Source organism: Pseudarthrobacter niigatensis (genome assembly GCF_030812615.1).
Classification (GTDB): Bacteria; Actinomycetota; Actinomycetes; order Actinomycetales; family Micrococcaceae; genus Arthrobacter; species Arthrobacter niigatensis.
Genome location: NZ_JAUSTB010000003.1, coordinates 171890 through 189131 on the forward strand (window position 1 = coordinate 171890; position 17242 = coordinate 189131).

General features: G+C 68.4%; 16 protein-coding genes. 13 read left to right on the forward strand and 3 right to left on the reverse strand.

Features of this window, described 5'->3' with window-relative positions:
* Positions 1 to 19 precede the first annotated feature (19 nt).
* From J2T23_RS06015 to J2T23_RS06045, 7 genes are all read left to right on the forward strand, one after another.
* Positions 20 to 928, forward strand: coding sequence for a class II glutamine amidotransferase domain-containing protein (locus J2T23_RS06015; protein ID WP_307358053.1), 909 nt, complete (start codon positions 20 to 22; stop codon positions 926 to 928).
* Positions 916 to 1644, forward strand: coding sequence for a GltB/FmdC/FwdC-like GXGXG domain-containing protein (locus J2T23_RS06020; protein ID WP_307358055.1), 729 nt, complete (start codon positions 916 to 918; stop codon positions 1642 to 1644). Before J2T23_RS06015 ends, J2T23_RS06020 begins: the two co-directional genes overlap by 13 nt.
* Positions 1645 to 1653: 9 nt before the next feature.
* Positions 1654 to 3021, forward strand: a complete 1368-nt coding sequence (locus J2T23_RS06025) for an FMN-binding glutamate synthase family protein (protein ID WP_307358057.1) — start codon at positions 1654 to 1656, stop codon at positions 3019 to 3021.
* Positions 3021 to 4175, forward strand: a complete 1155-nt coding sequence (locus J2T23_RS06030; RefSeq protein ID WP_307358059.1) for an FAD-dependent oxidoreductase — start codon at positions 3021 to 3023, stop codon at positions 4173 to 4175. The genes J2T23_RS06025 and J2T23_RS06030 overlap by 1 nt, the downstream gene beginning before the upstream one ends.
* A gap of 11 nt (positions 4176 to 4186) precedes the next feature.
* A complete protein-coding gene (locus J2T23_RS06035) occupies positions 4187 to 5464 on the forward strand; it encodes an allantoate amidohydrolase (RefSeq protein WP_307358061.1) in 1278 nt (425 codons plus the stop codon).
* A gap of 57 nt (positions 5465 to 5521) precedes the next feature.
* Entirely contained in the window at positions 5522 to 6145 is a 624-nt protein-coding gene (locus J2T23_RS06040; RefSeq protein ID WP_141159130.1) for a helix-turn-helix domain-containing protein, read from the forward strand.
* Between the two features lie 247 nt (positions 6146 to 6392).
* Positions 6393 to 7685 carry an ammonium transporter gene (locus J2T23_RS06045; protein ID WP_141182615.1) on the forward strand — a complete coding sequence of 431 codons (1293 nt, stop codon included), beginning with the start codon at positions 6393 to 6395 and terminating at the stop codon, positions 7683 to 7685.
* Positions 7686 to 8061: 376 nt separating this feature from the next.
* On the opposite strand, the gene J2T23_RS06050 is transcribed toward J2T23_RS06045, so the two are convergent.
* On the reverse strand, positions 8062 to 11538 hold the full coding sequence (locus J2T23_RS06050) for a DEAD/DEAH box helicase (RefSeq protein ID WP_307358063.1): 3477 nt from the start codon (positions 11536 to 11538) through the stop codon (positions 8062 to 8064).
* A 220-nt stretch (positions 11539 to 11758) separates the two neighbouring features.
* On the opposite strand from J2T23_RS06050, the gene J2T23_RS06055 reads away from it, so the two are divergent.
* The 4 genes from J2T23_RS06055 to J2T23_RS06070 all read left to right on the forward strand — a co-directional run bounded on the left by J2T23_RS06055 (position 11759) and on the right by J2T23_RS06070 (position 14736).
* Complete coding sequence (locus J2T23_RS06055; RefSeq protein WP_141182613.1) at positions 11759 to 12361, forward strand: DMP19 family protein; 603 nt, start codon at positions 11759 to 11761, stop codon at positions 12359 to 12361.
* A 169-nt stretch (positions 12362 to 12530) separates the two neighbouring features.
* Entirely contained in the window at positions 12531 to 13232 is a 702-nt protein-coding gene (locus J2T23_RS06060; protein WP_307358066.1) for a protein tyrosine phosphatase, read from the forward strand.
* Between the two features lie 180 nt (positions 13233 to 13412).
* Complete coding sequence (locus tag J2T23_RS06065) at positions 13413 to 13991, forward strand: RNA polymerase sigma factor (protein ID WP_307358069.1); 579 nt, start codon at positions 13413 to 13415, stop codon at positions 13989 to 13991.
* A complete protein-coding gene (locus tag J2T23_RS06070) occupies positions 13984 to 14736 on the forward strand; it encodes a hypothetical protein (RefSeq protein WP_307358071.1) in 753 nt (250 codons plus the stop codon). Before J2T23_RS06065 ends, J2T23_RS06070 begins: the two co-directional genes overlap by 8 nt.
* A 25-nt stretch (positions 14737 to 14761) precedes the next feature.
* Here the strand turns inward: J2T23_RS06070 and J2T23_RS06075 are convergent, their stop codons facing one another.
* Positions 14762 to 15328: a COG4315 family predicted lipoprotein gene (locus tag J2T23_RS06075; protein WP_307358073.1), complete on the reverse strand. Its 567-nt coding sequence runs from the start codon at positions 15326 to 15328 to the stop codon at positions 14762 to 14764.
* A 242-nt stretch (positions 15329 to 15570) separates the two neighbouring features.
* Between J2T23_RS06075 and J2T23_RS06080 the strand changes: the two genes are divergently transcribed.
* Both J2T23_RS06080 and J2T23_RS06085 read left to right on the forward strand, forming a co-directional pair.
* On the forward strand, positions 15571 to 16071 hold the full coding sequence (locus J2T23_RS06080) for a sigma-70 family RNA polymerase sigma factor (RefSeq protein WP_307358076.1): 501 nt from the start codon (positions 15571 to 15573) through the stop codon (positions 16069 to 16071).
* Entirely contained in the window at positions 16068 to 16724 is a 657-nt protein-coding gene (locus tag J2T23_RS06085; protein ID WP_141159139.1) for an anti-sigma factor family protein, read from the forward strand. The genes J2T23_RS06080 and J2T23_RS06085 overlap by 4 nt, the downstream gene beginning before the upstream one ends.
* On the opposite strand, the gene J2T23_RS06090 is transcribed toward J2T23_RS06085, so the two are convergent.
* Positions 16721 to 17239 (reverse strand): SRPBCC family protein, encoded by a 519-nt coding sequence (locus J2T23_RS06090; protein WP_307358079.1) that lies wholly within the window; start codon positions 17237 to 17239, stop codon positions 16721 to 16723. The genes J2T23_RS06085 and J2T23_RS06090 overlap by 4 nt on opposite strands.
* Positions 17240 to 17242: the final 3 nt, after the last annotated feature.

Genomic DNA, 17242 nt, shown 5'->3' on the forward strand with positions numbered 1-17242 from the left:
CCCGTAAAGGAATCCCACCATGTGCGGAATCGCCGCGCTGCAGCTGCGCAATCCCTCGCTGCACCCCCAGATGGGCAGCCTGCTGTCCTCGATGCTCTGCCAGATCGTGGACCGCGGACCCGACTCCGCAGGCCTCGCCGTCTACAACACCCCGGGCCTGGTGTCCCAGGGCACCTCAACGCTGAGCCTGCTCGGCGCGGACCAGGGAATGACGACGGCGGCACTCACCGCAGGCGTCGCGGCGCTCCTGCCGTCTGACGCGGCAGCAGCAGTGCAAGTGGTGGGCGACACCACCCTGGTGGGCGCCGCCGTCGGGACGGACCTCCTGGTGAAGGCCGTCACCGAAACCGTGCCCGCCGCCACCATCATTGGCCGCGGCGAACACGTGGCCGTGATGAAGAGCGTGGGCCATCCCATGGAGATCGCCGCCCACCACGGGCTGGAGGCGATGGCCGGCAGCCAGGGCCTGTCGCACACCCGGATGGCCACCGAGTCGGCCGTCACCGCGGGCGGCTCGCACCCCTTCTCCGTGGCCGACGACCTCTGCCTGGTCCACAACGGCTCCTTCTCCAACCACGCCACCGTCCGGCGCGGCCTCAAGCGCGAAGGCGTGGTGTTCGACTCCGAGAACGACACCGAGGTGGGCGCCCGCTACGTCGCCTCCCGGCTGCAACAGGGCGACACCCTCGAGGAAGCATTGGTGAACCTGGGCAAGGTCCTGGACGGCTTCTACACCCTGGTGGTCACCACCGCGGACAGCATGGCCGTGGTCCGCGACCCCATCGCCTGCAAGCCGGCCATCATCGCCGAAACCGAGGACTACGTGGCCATGGCCTCCGAATACCGCGCCCTCGCCGGGCTGCCCGGCATCGACAACGCCCGCATCTTCGAACCGGAACCCGGAAAGGTCTACACATGGTCACTCTGACAGCCCCCGAAAGCCTGGAAACTGCAGTTACTGCCGAGGCACCCACCGTGGTGGACCTTTCCGGCTCCACGGTCCGCAGCCTGAACCAGGCACTCCACAACGCGGCCGACGGCCAGTCCTGGACAGTTGCCAACCCCGGCGGCAAGCACAGCCTCGCCGTCGGCATCAACGCCGACGTCTCGGTGACCATCGACGGCCATGCCGGCTACTACGCCGCCGGGATGCACCAGAAGGGAACCGTGACCGTCAACGGCAACGCCGGCGTCGGACTGGCCGAGAACATCATGTCCGGCAGCGTCCATGTGAAGGGCGACGCCTCCCAGGCCGCCGCCGCCACCGGCCACGGCGGCCTGGTGGTCATCGACGGGAACGCCGGCGCCCGCTGCGGGATCTCCATGAAGGGCGTGGACATCGTGGTGGGCGGCACCATCGGCCACATGTCGGCGTTCATGGCGCAGGCCGGCCGCCTGGTGGTGTGCGGTGACGCCGGGGACGCCCTGGGCGACTCGATCTACGAGGCGCGGATCTACGTCAAAGGGACGGTGGCCTCCCTCGGTGCGGACTGCGTCGAAAAGCCGCTGCGCGAAGAGCACCTTGCCGAGCTCGCGGAACTGCTGGCTGCCGCCGGCCGCACCGACAACCCTGCCGATTTCAAGCGCTACGGCTCAGCCCGGAACCTCTACCACTTCCACGTCGACAACTCGACTGCCTACTAGGAGGCCCCCATGACCATCACCTCCGTTCCTGCCGCGGGCGCAGCACCTCTCCAGGACCTTGCTGAACTGGGCCTGCGGGAGTCCGCCACCTTTGACCGCGCCACCATCGCGGACATCCAGCGCGCGGCCGCCACCGGCGTGTATGACATCCGCGGCTGGGGCGCCAAGCGCAAGGTCCCGCACTTCGACGACCTGCTGTTCCTCGGCGCCTCCATGTCCCGCTACCCGCTGGAGGGCTACCGCGAAAAGTGCGATACCGACGTCGTCCTCGGTGACCGGTACGCCAGCCGCCCGCTGCACCTGCAGACCCCGGTGACCATTGCCGGCATGAGCTTCGGCGCCCTGTCCGCCAACGCCAAGGAAGCGCTGGGCCGCGGCGCGTCCGAGGTGGGCACCTCCACCACCACGGGCGACGGCGGCATGACGCCTGAGGAGCGCGGCCAGTCCAAGCACCTCGTGTACCAGTACCTGCCCTCCCGGTACGGCATGAACCCGGACGACCTGCGCAAGGCCGATGCGATCGAAATCGTGCTCGGCCAGGGGGCCAAGCCTGGCGGCGGCGGCATGCTCCTGGGCCAGAAGATCACAGAGCGCGTGGCCGGGATGCGCACCCTGCCGGTGGGCATCGACCAGCGCTCTGCCAGCCGCCACCCGGACTGGACCGGCCCGGACGACCTCGAAATCAAGATCGGCGAGCTGCGCGAAATCACCGACTGGAAGACCCCCATCTACGTCAAAATCGGTGCCTCGCGCCCGTACTACGACACGGCGCTCGCCGTGAAGTCCGGCGCCGACGTGGTGGTGCTGGACGGCATGCAGGGCGGCACCGCCGCCACGCAGCAGGTGTTCATCGAACACGTGGGGATCCCCATCCTCGCGGCCATCCCACAGGCGGTCCAGGCGTTGCAGGAACTGGGGATGCACCGGAAGGTCCAGCTGATCGTCTCCGGCGGCATCCGCACCGGCGCCGACGTCGCCAAGGCCATGGCCCTGGGTGCCGATGCAGTGGCCATCGGAACCGCAGCGCTGATCGCCCTTGGCGACAACGACCCCCGCTACGCCGCCGAATACTCCGCCCTCGGTTCGGCCGCCGGCTTCTATGACGACTTCCAGGACGGCCGCGACCCCGCCGGCATCACCACCCAGGACCCTGAGCTCTCCTCCCGGCTGGACCCCGTGGCCGCCGGCCGCCGGCTGGCCAACTACCTCCGTGTCCTCACCATGGAAGCCCAGACCATCGCCCGGGCCTGCGGCAAGTCGCACCTGCACAATTTGGAGCCGGAAGACCTGGTGGCACTGAGCATCGAGGCCTCCGCCATGGCCCGCGTGCCGCTGGCCGGCACCAGTTGGATCCCCGGCGCGCAGGGGAGCTTTTGATGGCCGACCCGTCGGATTATGTGGTGGTGGGCGCCGGCCTGGCCGGCGCCGCCACCGCGTGGCAGCTCGCAGCGCGCGGCCACCAGGTCACCCTGCTGGAGCGCGATGTTCCCGCCGCCCACGACGGCAGCTCGCACGGCTCCGCCCGGATCTTCCGCTACGCCTACCCGGACCCCTTCTACACCCAGGCCGTGCTCGATTCCAAAGACCTCTGGGACGGGCTCGCAGCGGACGCCGGTGTTGAGCTGATCACGCCGTCCGGCGCGGTGGACCATGGCCCCAAGCGTCAACCCGCCCTCCTCGCTGAGGTACTGGCCGGTGCCGGAATCGACCACGAGCTGCTGTCGGCCGCCGACGCCCGCAACCGCTGGCCGCAGATCGCGTTCGACACCGAGGTCCTCTGGCATCCCGGTGCGGGCGTGATCGACGCCGAAACCTCTGTCAACGCCATGGTGGCGCTCGCGGTCCAGCACGGGGCAAAAGTCCTGAGCGGCTGGAGCCTGGACCGGGTGGAGCGGCTGGGCGGGGCCGGCTACCGGCTGCACTCCACCACGGGGGAAACACTCGACGCCGGCAACCTCGTCATCAGCGCCGGCGGCTGGCTGCCACGGCTGCTGGACTCCCTGCCACTGCCGGCCGGGTTCCTCGCCGGCCTGCCGGAATTTACCGTCCGCCAGGAGCAGGCCTTCCACTTCAGGTACCGGGAAGACCCCGGCTTTTCCGGCACCAACTGGCCCACCTTCATCCACAAGGCCGGCGACCTCCAAACCTACGGCCTCCCCGGCGGCCGGGATGCGGATTTTGCCGGGCAGAAAGTGGCCGAATACAACGGCGGCCCGCGGATTCGGTCCGCCGCGGACCAGACCGGAGTGGTGGACCCGGCCAACCGTACCCGCGTGGTGGACTACGTCCGCCGCTACCTGCCTGGCCTGGACCCCGAACCTTACGCCGAAACCACCTGCCTGTTCACCAACACCCCCACCGAGGACTTCCTCATTGACCGGGCGGAGAACCTCACCGTCGTCTCACCCTGCTCGGGCCACGGCGCGAAGTTCGCCCCGCTGACCGGGCAGTGGGCGGCGGACCTGGCCACCGGTGCCGGGCCAGTTCCGAACCGGTTCCGGAGCGCATCCTCCCCGGCACTCACCACCTAGAACGGACAACCGTGAGCCTTTCCCGCACAGCACCAGCGCCGCACGCGGTACCCGCCGAAACTGCGGGCGCACCCACCGTTGCCGGCCTCCTGAAGGAGATTTCCGACGTCGGCCGCGACAGCACCCGCGGCGGCTACTCCCGCCCGGTGTTCTCCACCGCCGAAACGGACCTCCGCAGTTGGTTCATTGAGCAGGCGGCCCGGCGCGGGCTGGACGTGCACACGGATGCCAACGGGATTATCTGGGCCTGGTGGGACACAGCAACCGGAGTGCGGAAAGACGCCGTCGCCACCGGAAGCCACCTCGATTCCGTCCCCGGCGGCGGCGAGTATGACGGCCCGCTGGGGGTTGCCTCGGCGCTGGTTGCCGTCGACCTCCTCAAGGCCCGGAACTTCCGGCCCCGGCGGCCCCTGGTGCTTGCGGTGTTCCCGGAGGAGGAAGGCTCCCGGTTCGGCGTGGCCTGCCTTGGCTCGCGGCTCCTCACCGGCCGACTGGACCCGGACAAGGCCCGCAACCTCCGCGACCCGGACGGCAACACGTACGCCGACGCCGCCGCGGCGAACGGGCAGGACCCGCGGTTCATCGGCCCCGACCACAAGGCCCTGCAGCAGCTGGGGGTGTTCGTGGAACTGCATGTGGAGCAGGGGAGGGGACTGGTGGACCTGCACCAGCCGGTGGCCATCGGGTCCTCCGTCATTGGCCACGGCCGCTGGAAACTGAGCATCACGGGCGAGGGAAACCACGCCGGAACCACGCTCATGAGGGACCGGCGCGACCCCATGATCGCAGCGGCCAAAGTCACGGTGTCCATCCGGGACACCGCCCGGAAGTACAAGGAGGCCCGCGCCACGGTGGGCCGGCTACAGCCCGTCCCCGGCGGTACCAACGTGATCGCGTCCCGGGTGGATCTCTGGATCGACGTCAGGCACCCGGAGGATTCGGTCACCGCCGCGCTGGTGGAGGCCATCGGGTTGAACGCCCAGGTCATCGCCGCGGAGGAAGGCTGCACAGCCATCCTGGGCACGGAATCGTTGAGCCCCACAGTCCATTTCGACGGCGGCCTCCGAGACCGGCTGCAGCAGCTCCTGCCTGCCGCCCCGGTGCTGGACACCGGCGCCGGCCACGACGCCGGCGTACTGGCCGCGAACCTGCCCACCGCAATGCTGTTCGTCCGGAACCCCACCGGCGTCTCGCATTCGCCGGACGAACTCGTCGAGGACAGCGACGCCGAAGCCGGCGCGCTCGCCCTGGCGGACTCCCTTGCCGGGCTGCTGGGCGGGGCAGCGTGATTGGCCACGACCGTCGTCGTACGCCGGGCCTACCGCGGCCCGCCTAAGATGGCAGGCATGACCGAACAGGCCGGGGACCACGGAACGGACCAACCCGCAGAGGACGCTGCCGGACAGGTTGCCGGCCGGCTGGAGCAGGTCATCGCGGCGCAGGTCCGGCACTACCGCACGTCGGCCGGCTTGTCGTCGGCCGAGCTCGCAGCCCGGACCGGCCTGTCCAAGGCCATGATCTCCCGGGTGGAAACCGCCACCACCTCCTGCTCCCTCACCACCTTGCAGCGGCTGGCCGACGGCCTCAACGTTCCGGTCACCGCACTGTTCCGCGGCGCGGACACCGACCGGGACGCCACCTTCACCAAGAGCGGCCAAGGCAGCCTCACCGTCCGGAGCGGCACCCAGCACGGCCACGAATATCGCGTGCTGGGAACCCTCAAAGGCCGGCCCGATGCCATTGAACCCACCCTGGTGACCCTCACCGACGCCAGCGACGTGTTTCCCCTGTTCCAGCACCCGGGCACCGAGTTCATCTACATGCTCGCCGGGAAGATGGTCTACGGCCACGGCTCCTACGAGTACGCCATGGAACCGGGGGACTCCCTGCTCCTGGACGGTGAAGGCCCGCACGGCCCGCTGGAATTGCTGGACCTTCCCATCCGGTTCCTGGCGGTCTCCGCCAAATAATGCCCGTTACTGGTGGCTCCTGCAGTCGCTTCCTGCGTGCTGCGGGACCCCTGAAACTCGCCTGTGGATGACCGAAACGATCATTTAACACACCGGAAACCCACCCGGGAATTGCCGCCATAAAGTTGGAATCAGACGGCAACAGCCGCCCCTCCCGCTGAACGTGGTATCTCCGGCCACGTCCCTCCGCAGAGCGGCTCTGACGGCAATCGACCGTTCTCTCTTCGCATCACGAAAGGGGTTTCCCATGGATTCGGGAAATGTCGCTTGGATTTTGGCCAGCTCGGCGCTGGTGTGCATGATGATCCCCGCCCTGGCCCTGTTTTACGGGGGCATGGTGGGGTCGCGCCGCATTCTCAACATGATGATGATGTGCTTCGGCGGCGCCAGCCTGGTGGCCGTCCTCTGGGCACTGTTCGGCTACTCAATGGCCTTTGGCAACTCCGTGGGCGGCCTGGGCCTGATCGGTGACGTCACCGAATTCCCCGGCATGGGGCAGCTGCTGGCCAAGGATGATTCGGCGTCCATCCCGGTCATCCTGTTCGCAGCATTCCAGCTGTTCTTCGCCTGCGTCACCACCGCACTGGTTGCCGGTGCCGCCGCGGGCCGCATGAAGTTTGGCGCCTGGATGGTCTTCGCCGGCATCTGGGCCACGGTGGTGTACTTCCCCATCGCGCACTGGGTGTTTGCGTTCGACTCGGCGGACGGCAGCACAGTGGGTGGCTGGATTGCCAACGGCATCAAAGCCATCGACTTCGCCGGCGGCACCGCGGTGCACATGAACGCCGGCGCCGCCGCCCTGGCCCTGGCCCTGGTACTGGGCAAGAGCTCCGGCTGGCCCAAGGTGGAACACGCCAAGCCGCACAGCCGGCCGCTGGTCCTGGTGGGCGCAGGCCTGCTGTGGGTGGGCTGGTTCGGCTTCAACGCCGGCTCCGCGCTCGCCGCCGGCCAGTCCGCGTCCGTGGTGTTCCTGAACACCGCCGTCGCAGCTTCGGCCGGACTGCTGGCCTGGGCCCTTGTTGAGCGGGTCCGGCATGGTGCGGCCACCAGCATGGGTGCCGCATCAGGCCTGATCGCCGCGCTGGTCGCCATCACTCCTGCCTGTGGCGCAGTCAGCCCGCTCGGCGCACTGGCCATCGGCGCGATCGCCGGGGCTGTCTGCTCGCTGGCCATCGAATGGAAGTTCCGCCTGGGCTTCGACGATTCACTCGACGTCGTCGGCGTCCACCTGGTGGGCGGCATCCTGGGCACCCTGCTGATCGGCCTCTTCGCCACGGACAAGGCCCCGAACGGCGTCAGCGGCCTCTTCTACGGCGGCGGCTTCGACCTGCTCGGCGTCCAGGCGATCGCCACCGTCAGCGTCCTGGCCTACTCCTTCGGCGTCACCTGGATCCTGGCGAAGATCCTGGACAAGACCATGGGCGGCCTGCGCATCAAGCCAGAGGACGAACTGCGCGGCATCGACCTCGCGGCCCACTCGGAGCTGGCCTACCTGATGGACGAGGATCCGGTGGAGCTGGGCTCCCCGCAGCGGGTCTAGTTCCACTTCCCACAAGCTGCCGGGCGCCCGCCTGCTGGGGGCGGCGCCCGGCATACCCCTTTCGCGTCACGCGGCGCGTCCCAGTACTCGAATCAGGGCCAAACCTTGGACCGGTGCCGGCAGCAGCCGGCTTATAGTTCCAGGGTTTGGCCCTTCGTCGTGCCTACTGTTCCGTGCAGGCCAGGATGCCGCCGCGCACTTCGAGTACCGCCGCGCGGACGTGGCTGAGGCGCCTGCGCAGGTCCGGCGCCATGGTGCACCAACAGCGCGGCGCAAACGCATTTGCGCTGCGCGGATTCGCTGGCGTTACCGAAATATGGGCTGCGACAGCGAAGATGTGCGTCGAAAACCAGGATGCGAGTCGATAACGACGGGCTTACTCCTTGAACAGCCCCGCAAGGTCCTCGGCCGTGATGGCCCCGCCGGCCAGGGCGTCACCCTCCATGACGTCAGCGAACAGCTGCGACTTCCGGGTCTTCAGTGCCATGACCTTTTCCTCGATGGTGTCCTTGGCCACGAGCCGGTACACCATCACGTTCCGGGCCTGGCCGATCCGGTGGGTCCGGTCCACGGCCTGGGCCTCGGACGCCGGGTTCCACCAGGGGTCCAGCAGGAAGACGTAATCGGCCTCGGTGAGGTTGAGCCCGAATCCACCGGCCTTCAGCGAAATCAGGAACACCGGGGCGCTGCCGTTCTTGAATTCGCTGACCACGTCGGCACGGTTCCGGGTGCCGCCGTCGAGGTAGCAGTACTCGATCTCCTCCTGGTCCAACCGCTCGCGGACCTTCCCCAGGAACCCGGTGAACTGGCTGAAGATCAGCGCCCGGTGCCCCTCGGCCACCAGGTCCTCGAGCTGCTCAAACAGTACATCCAGCTTCGAGGACCGCACCGCGGACAAGGCAGGATCCACCAGGGACACATCCAGGCTGAGCTGCCGCAGCAGCGTCAGCGACTGGAAAATGGTGAACCGGTTCTTGTTGACGTCCTCGATCAGCCCCAGGATCTTCTGCCGCTCACGCTGCAGGTGGGTCTGGTACACCTTCTGGTGGCGCGGATTGAGCACCACCTCAAGGACCTGCTCCTGCTTGGGCGGCAGGTCCTTGATCACCTGGTCCTTGGTGCGCCGCATCATCAGCGGCCGGACCCGGCGCCGGAGCTTTTCCAGCTGCCCTTTGTCGCCGTTCTTTTCGACCGGCTTCTGGTAATACTCGGCAAAGCGCTTGGGGCTGGAGAACAGCCCGGGAGCGACGATGGATGTCAGGGCCCAGAACTCCATCAGGTTGTTCTCCAGCGGGGTGCCGGTGATGGCCAGCTTGAACGCCGCCGGCAGCTTGCGGGCGCACTGGTAGGCCTTGGACTGGTGGTTCTTCACGAACTGCGCCTCGTCCAGGACCAGCCCGTTCCACGTCCGCGTGGCGTAGGCCTCGTAGTCGATGCGGAACAGCGCGTACGAGGTGATCACGACGTCGGCCCCGCCCAGTGCCTCCGCAACGTCCTGCCCGCTCTTCCCGAAGGTCTCGCCGACGGTCCGGACGGTGAGGCCAGGGGCGAAGCGGGCGGCTTCCAGCGCCCAGTTGCCCACCACGCTGGTGGGCGCCACCACCAGGAAGGGCGCGACGGCGGCGGGCCCGCCACCGGAGCTGGCGGCAGCACCGTCGTCGGACGTTTCCAGGGACGAGGCAGCCGCTGCCGCAAGGTCTTTCGCCGCGCACATCAGCGCCAGCGCCTGGACGGTCTTGCCCAGGCCCATGTCGTCCGCCAGGATGCCGCCCAGCCCGTGCTTGTAGAGGAAGCTCAGCCAGTTGAACCCCTCCAGCTGGTACGGCCGCAGCTCCGCGTTCAGGGTGGCAGGCAGCGGCAGCCCGTCGGTGCCGCCCTCCAGGAGGCCGCCGACGGCGGACCGCCAGGCCGCTGCCTGTTCGTCGACAATCCCCAGCTGTGCCAGCTCGTCCCAGAGCCCGGCCTGGAACCTGCTGATCTGCAGTGGAGCATCCTTGTTGTCCTGCAGCGACCTGGCTTCCTCGATCAAAGCCCGCAACTGGTGCAGTTCCGGCAGGTCCAGGGAGAAATAGGCTCCGCTGGGCAGCAGCATCCTGGTCTGGCCGGCCGCCAGCGCGGAGAACACGGCAGCGAAGGAGACGGGCTGGCCTTCCAGCGAAATCTGGATGCCCAGGTCGAACCAGTCACGCTGCTCGGTGGCCTTGGTGGAGATGGACACCACGGGTGCTTCCCCGGCCTCCCGGTAGTCCGCGATGTCACCCACGGCTTCCACATCCACGTCCGGCGCTTCCCGCAGCCGGGGCAGTACCTCCTCGGTGAACGCCAGCGTGTCCAGTCCCGTCAGTTCGGCGGATGCCGCAAGCCGCGGAGTGCCCCAGCCGCCCGTGGCTGATTCGCCCAGGGCAGGGACCACGTCCCATGGCTGGCCGATGCCCTCCAGGATGCGCGCCTCGGCGGTGTCGTCACGGTAACCGTGATCGCCGGGGTGACGCCACAAGGGCTGCGCCGTGACCAGCGTCCCGGTCTTGTAGTGCCACTCCCAATGCAGCCGTACCCGGTGGTCAGCACCATAGTTGGCCAGCAGGGAAAGGGTGGGGACGGCCAGTTCGGGCAGTTCCACGGACTCGTCGCGCGCCGTTACCCGGGCCGCCTGCTTCAGTTTCGGGTAGAACCCTGTCAGGAAGCGGGATTCGTCCCTGGCCGGGATATGCAGCATGCTGCCCGCGGTGACGAACGCCAGCAGCTCCTCGCTCAGCCCGTTTTCCAACGGTGCCAGCGTGATGGTGCCGTTGGGGTCCGGCACGCCCGGCAGCGAGGCTTCCCCCGAGGTAAAGAACAACCCGTGCGCCGGCCGGCCGATCGTTCCCACGGATGCCGGATCAACCTCCGCGCCCTCAACCGTGATGGTGGGCGACAGCTCCAGCCCGCCGTCGGACGCATCTGCTTTTGCCGCGGCGGCTTCTTCGTCGGGTCCAGCCACCGGTGCCCCGTACCGGCTCAGGGAAAGCCCGACGACGGCGGGGGCTTCAGTGATGCGGACAGGCTCGGCGCCGCGCGAGTGGACCAGCGCGAGCCCGATCTTCCGTGCCTCGGACAGCAGGCTCCACAGGTTCCTGCCGGCATACGAGTTCAGGCTTAGCCACAGGCCGGCGGAGTTGTGCATCCGGCTCGCGGAGGAGGAATGGCCGGCCAGGAACTCCTGCAGCCAGTCCACGTGCGCCTGGTTGGATTCCCGCCGGAAGTTCAGGTAGCTCAGGGTGTTCCAGGAAACGTCGCCGCGGATCCATTTGCCCTTGGCGCCCATGATGACCGGCCGGACCTTGAGCTGGCGGACGCCGCGCACCGGGTCCCGGCGGCCGGTGTAGGAGAAATGCGGCGGGGGTTCCTCCACTTCGAACTGCAGGGCGAGGGGAACCCCGGCGGTGGAGGGGGCGGCACCGGGCCGGGAGATCAGGGGGCTGAGGGCCTGCTCCCAGTCGGAGAGGGCCGCGGCCGGCGCACGGGACACCTGGGCGGAGGTGGACGGCGCCAGCAACTGCACCCGGATGGCGGGGTTGTCCTCGGCCGCGAACAGCAGGGCCGCCACATGCTTGCAGTCCTTGCGGACCGGGCAGCTGCACACACCGACGGTGCAGCTCCAGCCGCCGGCTTTCCGGACCAGCTTGGCGGTGGTGGAGTACGGAACGTCCGCCCCGCCCCGGACCTTTCCCAGCATCAGCCCCGTGCCGCCGTCGAACGATATGCCCGAGACCCTGCTTGCCATGGCATACGCCAGCCCGGCCGCCAGCGAGCGGTCGTTGATTGCAGGTGTCTGTATTGCCAGGTCCGCACTTTCGTCCGGTTGGGATGGCATGGTGGGGGCTACTTTCGGCAGGCCACGGCGGAGCCGGGTCCGGTGGGAGGTTATCTGATCCATCTTAGTTCGCCCGGGGGCGCCCCCACGCCGCCGGGGTTCCTTCCGTGCCGGTCCCGAAAACTTCGCTTGACGTTCATTTCGTTCCCGGTGTTGCCGTGAACCGGCCGTCGTAGCGTGAAAGCGTCCGGAGCAAAACCGCCGCCCAGCAAGGATCGCCATGACCATCACGCACCAGCCCGTCGTCCTGACCAGCAGCAGCATCGGAGGCAGGGACGAGGAAGTGGTGGAGGCCAACGCTGCCATCATCGACGCCATGCGCAAGGCCATGCTGCGGCTGGAGGACATGTCGCCGGTGGCCGTCCGCAGCTGCCTGGTGGATTTCTACCTGTCCCAGGCCCTGGAGGGAGGCTTCGCGCAGTACGCCGTTATGGCCGGTGGCCGGATCGCCACCGACCCGCTGGTCCGCGAAGGCATGGCAGGGATGGGCGCAGCCGCCCACCTGGACCTCTTCAACCGCGCCGCGGAGGCCTACGCCGTGCTGACCGACGGAACGGCAGCGTCCTACCTGGCCGGTGGCACCGATGACACCGGTGCGGTCAACCGCGCCGTCCTCCGCATCGAGGAGCTCGACGGCGAGTTCGAGGAACTGCTGGAACACGAGAACATCACCTCGCTTAACGCCCGCTGGCTGCGCGGCCAGCCGGACCTGCTGGTGCTGGACGACGAGGAAGTGGGTCCGTACATCCAGCGCCTTGCCGCCATGGCCCTTGAGGACGCCGGCACGGGATCGGTTCGCAGCGGCGCCGCGAACCATCTCTAGCGGGTCCGCCGGCCGCCGGGCTTGCCGGCCGCCGGGCTTGCCGGCGGTGGGGACAGGAAAAAGAAATCCACCGCACCCGTAACCTTTCCGCAACCACGGGCGATGTAGTCAGTGATGGGTCCGCCCGGCGGGCCCAGTCCTATGTGTTGTCTAGGTTTTGGAGAAGTAAATGTCTGTATTCACCGTTCTCGCCACCAGCAAAGTCGCCGCCGGAGTCCTGGCCGCCGGAACCCTGGCAGTAGGCGGAACCGGCGCCGCAGCCGTCTCCGGTGCCCTTCCCACCCAGGCCCAGCAGACTGCGCACGAGCTCTTTGGTGCGCCTGCCCCCAAGCTTTCAGCCGAAGCAGCCGCTGATGCCCAGGCCACCCCGGCCCCCACCGCCACCTCGGCAGTGTCCGACGCACTGAAGACCGCCGACGGCACCGCGGAAGCCACCGCCAAGGCAACGGCCACGGCTGGCGCTTCCGACGAAAAGGCCAGCGCTGATGTAACCGGTTCCGCAACGGCCAACACCGCCGTGGACGCGGCCGGCCCCGCAGCCCTGGGCCTCTGCACCGCCTTCACCCACGGCGGCCTGGACGCTTCCTCCAAGGCGTTCTCCTCGCTGTCCATCGCTGCCAAGGGTGAGGCCAACATCAAGAGCTACTGCACCGACGTCGTGGCTAAGGCCGACGCCGCAGCCAAGGCCGGTGCCGAGGGCAACGGTTCCGTCTCCGTTGACGCCGCAAAGCCGGAGGTCCCCGCCGCTCCTGCAGTTCCGGCCGTTCCGGCCGTCCCGGGCGTAGACGGCGCCAAGGCCGTTCCCGCTGTTCCTGCCGTTCCCGCCGTGGGTGGCAACACCGTCCACACGCCGTCGGTTTCGGCCCACTAAGGCGCATTGGCTAGTCTGGACTGCGGCTGCGGCCGCAGTCCGGGCAGCCGGGCGGGTACGCGCGCCGCTGGAAAAGCTTGAAGGAGCGCCCCTGGCAGACCTGCCGCGAGGCAGCCGGAATACCACGGGGATTGGCAGCCCGAACCGGAAACCGGGATAAGGCAAGGGCCTGATCCCGGGATGGAGGAGCCGCTGGTGCTGGACACTTTGGCCCAAGAAGAGATCGACATATTCGACAACGCAGCCGGAACTGATCCGGCCGTGTTGTTCGCTGCTGCCTATCGAACCTTCGCGGGCCCGGTGCAGGGGTACCTTAAAGCGCGCGGACTGGATGATCCCGAGGCCGTGACCCAGGACGTCTTCATGGCTTTCTACCCGCGGACCGGCACCCTCACCGGTGGACTGCAGGGCGCAAAGTCCCTGATCTTCTCAATCGCCCACGCCCGCATGGTGGACCACTACCGCCGGCAGGAGCGCAGGCCTCAGTTGACGCCCTACGACCCCCAGCATGATGCCCGGACCACCCCGTCCGCGGAGGACCACGCGGTGGAACTGACGGCCGGTGCCGAAGCCATGCTGGAAGGCCTCAGCGAAGAACACCAGGAGGTCCTGGCCCTTCGCGTCGTTGCGGACCTGTCCATCGAGCAGGTAGCCGCCATCATGGGCAAGAGCACCGGAGCCATCAAGCAGCTCCAGCGCCGGGCCCTCCACAACCTCAAGGCACAAACGCTCAAGAGAAACCAGGCACATCATGAGTGATACCGCAGGATCCCGGAACGAAGGTGCCGTTGACCAGCTTCTGCTGGAGGCAGGCATGGGCGGCGACGGCCAGCTCCGCGACGCACTGCTCCATCTTCGCGCCCTGGCGGCCGAGGCCCCGGCGCCTTCTGCCGACATCGCGGCGCTGATGGCTGGCCCCTCAGCGGCCACCACCACGGTGCTTCCGGTGGCCGCGCCCGCCACCACCGCGCTTCCCGCTGCCGGGCAGCCGGCTGACCAACTGGCCGCCCGCCGCAAGGCCAAGCGCCGCATAACACTCACCACGCTCTCCGTGGCTGCCTCGCTTGCGGCCGGCGGCGCGGTTGCCGCCGCCTCCGACCAGGGATTCCGGGACTCCATCTCCCAGCTGAACCACGCCGTCACCTCATTCGTGGCAGGCTCAACCGCGGCCCCCGCCGGCAATGACGGCAAGCAGCTTCCGGTTCCCGCGCCGGCAGCCCCGCGGCCTTCGGCAACCAGCAGCGCGGATGCCGTCCTACCGGAACCCGCGCCCGCTTCCGCACCTGCCGCCGCGGCGCCGTCGAGCGTTCCAACACGGCAGGGATCCATGCCCGCCCACGGAACGCCCTCGCAGAAGCCCGCGGAGGTCCCGGCTTCGCCGGCGCTGCCCACCGAGGTGCCGGGAGACGTCCGGAAGGGGCTGGAACAGGGCCCTAAAGTGCCCGTTCCGCTGCCCACCGACATCCCGCTCCCGGGCAAGGCCGCGGACGTTCCGCTGAAGTAGGCCCCGCCGGGCGGATCCTGCCGGGCTAGTAGCCTTGTCCGGCCGATTTGATCATGGCGCCTGACAGATCGGACAAGTACCAGACGCCGCCCACACCCTGGCCCAGAGTGTCGCCCGGCTTGGTGTCCTTCGCGAAGTAGTAGAGGGGCATGCCGTTCAACGTCACCTGCTTCTTGCCGTCAGGCGTGGTGATGGTGCCCAGTTTCCCGGTGACTCCTTCTGCCGTGGGGGATCCCGAAGTGGTGGTGAGCGGAGGCCATTGGACCAGGCAGGAACCAGTGCAGGCGCTGGTGCCGGAGTCCTTGGTGTCCTTGGTGAAGAAGTAGAGGCTCATTCCCTTCGCATCCACCACAATGCTTCCTGCCGCCGAGGACGCTGCCTTAAGGTCGACGGCGGAACTTGCCTGCGATGACGGCGCCGACGTTCCGGAGGGGCTGGCGGAGGACGTCCCGGAGGAAGTTCCTGCTGAACTGGTGGCGCCGCCCGTGGCCGGGCTGGAGGCCGCCGGCGTGGTCCCGGTGCTGCTGCCGCAGCCGGTGAGGGCTGCCGCCAGGGCCAGGATGGCAAGGCCTGCCCCGAGATGGTGTTTCATGGTGTGCTCCTTGGATGTTCTTGCCTGGCTATGTGCGTTCTGGGATGTGGCGCTTCGCGGGGCGCCCGGCGCTGGATCACTGCGCTAACCCCTACGACGCCTCCGGGTGAAGAATGGTTCACAGGCAGGCTGCCGCGCCGGGTAGGTGAACCTTTTCCTGCTTTCCGTCGTGGTAACAGCCGGGAGCGCAGGATGCCGTGGCGTTCCCGGAAGCAGTGCAGGGCAGTGACGGGAGGAGCGGGATGCCGCTCGACGACAACGTGGTGGAGGCCATCTACCGTGAACATGGCAGCGCCCTGCGCCGCTTCGTGCTCAGCGCCACCAGGGATCCGCAGCTCGCGGAGGACGTGGTCCAGGAAACGGTGCTCCGCGTCTGGCAGCACGCCCCGGAGGTCAACGGCAGCTTCCGCAGTTACTTGTACCGCACAGCCAGGAACATCATGATCGACAATTACCGCCGGAGCCAGCGCCGCCCCCATGAGGCGCTGGAAAGCAGGCTGACCGAACCCGCAGAGGTGATGGGCCGCGTTGACGAGCTGCTGAACCGGGTCCTGATGGAGGAGGCCCTGCTCCGGTTGAGCAAGGAACACCGGGACGTCCTGGTGGCCCTCCATTACCGCAGGTTCACCGTCAACGAGGCGGCTGTCCAACTCAGCATCCCCAGCGGCACCGTCAAGTCCCGCGCCTTCTACGCGCTCCGGGCTTTGCGCACCATCCTGGACGAGATGGGGGTGGAACGGTGACTCCCAACCCGCACCACCTGCTGGGCGCCTACGTGCTGGGCGGCCTCGACGCCGCCGACCTCAGCCTTTTCGAAGCACACCTCCAGGGCTGCGCCGCCTGCCGCAAAGAGCTTGCCGTGCTGGAGAAGGTCCCGATGCTCCTCGATGCCCTCCCCGTCCCCGACGCCGTGGCGCTCACCGCCGCGCCCGGCGGCGGGGAGGGCGCTGACCCCGGCGCTCCGGCGCGCCTGTTCAGCGAGCTGGCGCACCGTCGCCGCTCATTACGACGGCGATGGGTGGCGTTGGCAGGTGCCGTTGCCGCTGCCTGCCTTGCGGTGGGCCTGGCTGTGGGGCCGCTGCTCGCCAGGCCGCCGCAGCCGGATGCCACTTACTCCGTGGCCTCCGGCGGAGGGCTCCAGGTGAACATCGACATGGCCCGGAAGACCTGGGGGACTGAGCTGGCGGTCAGCGGCAGCAGCCTGCCGGAGGAAGGGACGTTGTCGCTGTGGGTGCGCGACCGGGCCGGCGCGGAGGACCGGGCCTGCGCCTGGACCGCCACCCCCAGCGGGAAGGTTAAGGTCACCGGTGCCACACCCATCCAGCTGGGCAGCATCTCCAGCGTCGAACTGCGCGACGGCGCCCAGCGGGCCGTGGCGGTCATAACCGTTCCCTAGGACTGCGGGGCGGGGCCAGGGTGGTGGTGTCCCCGGTCTGTTCCCAACGCACGGAATTCCGCCACCAGGCCCTCATCCTCGCAGGCGCGGGCGAAGGCGGCGATCCGCCGTTCAATCTCGTAGCCCAGCACCCGGCTGCCGATCCGCTCCATAATGGGCCGCAGCAACGCCGGGCGGCAGGAAAACGTGTACTTCCAGACGGCCCGGGTGCCGTCGTCGTCCTTGGTGAACCGCCAGCCGCCGCCGAAGTTCGTGAAAAACCATGGGCCGGACACCATGGTCATTCCTACGTTCCCGGGCGGCGCATAGGAGACATACTGGCTCACCATGGCCAGCCCAAGGCGTGACCTGGTGCGGGTCCGGACGCCCTTTCCCGGCGCCCGCGCTCCGTCAAGGAAGCCCTGCGAGGAAATGAAGGGGTCCCACTTGAGACGGAAGTCCCCGGTGGTTTGGGAGAAGGCGAACGCCGTCTCGGGGTCGATGCGGATCAAGCGTTCGGCGCGTACCTGGGGCATGCC

What these genes read in the sequence shown, in the direction of transcription:
- J2T23_RS06020 (WP_307358055.1), top strand. Translation starts at nt 916, where the DNA reads ATGGTCACTCTGACAGCCCCCGAAAGCCTGGAAACTGCAGTTACTGCC.
- J2T23_RS06080 (WP_307358076.1), top strand. Translation starts at nt 15,571, where the DNA reads ATGCCGCTCGACGACAACGTGGTGGAGGCCATCTACCGTGAACATGGC.
- J2T23_RS06055 (WP_141182613.1), top strand. Translation starts at nt 11,759, where the DNA reads ATGACCATCACGCACCAGCCCGTCGTCCTGACCAGCAGCAGCATCGGA.
- J2T23_RS06060 (WP_307358066.1), top strand. Translation starts at nt 12,531, where the DNA reads ATGTCTGTATTCACCGTTCTCGCCACCAGCAAAGTCGCCGCCGGAGTC.
- J2T23_RS06065 (WP_307358069.1), top strand. Translation starts at nt 13,413, where the DNA reads ATGGAGGAGCCGCTGGTGCTGGACACTTTGGCCCAAGAAGAGATCGAC.
- J2T23_RS06075 (WP_307358073.1), bottom strand. Translation starts at nt 15,328, where the DNA reads ATGAAACACCATCTCGGGGCAGGCCTTGCCATCCTGGCCCTGGCGGCA.
- J2T23_RS06015 (WP_307358053.1), top strand. Translation starts at nt 20, where the DNA reads ATGTGCGGAATCGCCGCGCTGCAGCTGCGCAATCCCTCGCTGCACCCC.
- J2T23_RS06030 (WP_307358059.1), top strand. Translation starts at nt 3,021, where the DNA reads ATGGCCGACCCGTCGGATTATGTGGTGGTGGGCGCCGGCCTGGCCGGC.
- J2T23_RS06045 (WP_141182615.1), top strand. Translation starts at nt 6,393, where the DNA reads ATGGATTCGGGAAATGTCGCTTGGATTTTGGCCAGCTCGGCGCTGGTG.
- J2T23_RS06025 (WP_307358057.1), top strand. Translation starts at nt 1,654, where the DNA reads ATGACCATCACCTCCGTTCCTGCCGCGGGCGCAGCACCTCTCCAGGAC.
- J2T23_RS06090 (WP_307358079.1), bottom strand. Translation starts at nt 17,239, where the DNA reads ATGCCCCAGGTACGCGCCGAACGCTTGATCCGCATCGACCCCGAGACG.
- J2T23_RS06070 (WP_307358071.1), top strand. Translation starts at nt 13,984, where the DNA reads ATGAGTGATACCGCAGGATCCCGGAACGAAGGTGCCGTTGACCAGCTT.
- J2T23_RS06040 (WP_141159130.1), top strand. Translation starts at nt 5,522, where the DNA reads ATGACCGAACAGGCCGGGGACCACGGAACGGACCAACCCGCAGAGGAC.
- J2T23_RS06050 (WP_307358063.1), bottom strand. Translation starts at nt 11,538, where the DNA reads ATGCCATCCCAACCGGACGAAAGTGCGGACCTGGCAATACAGACACCT.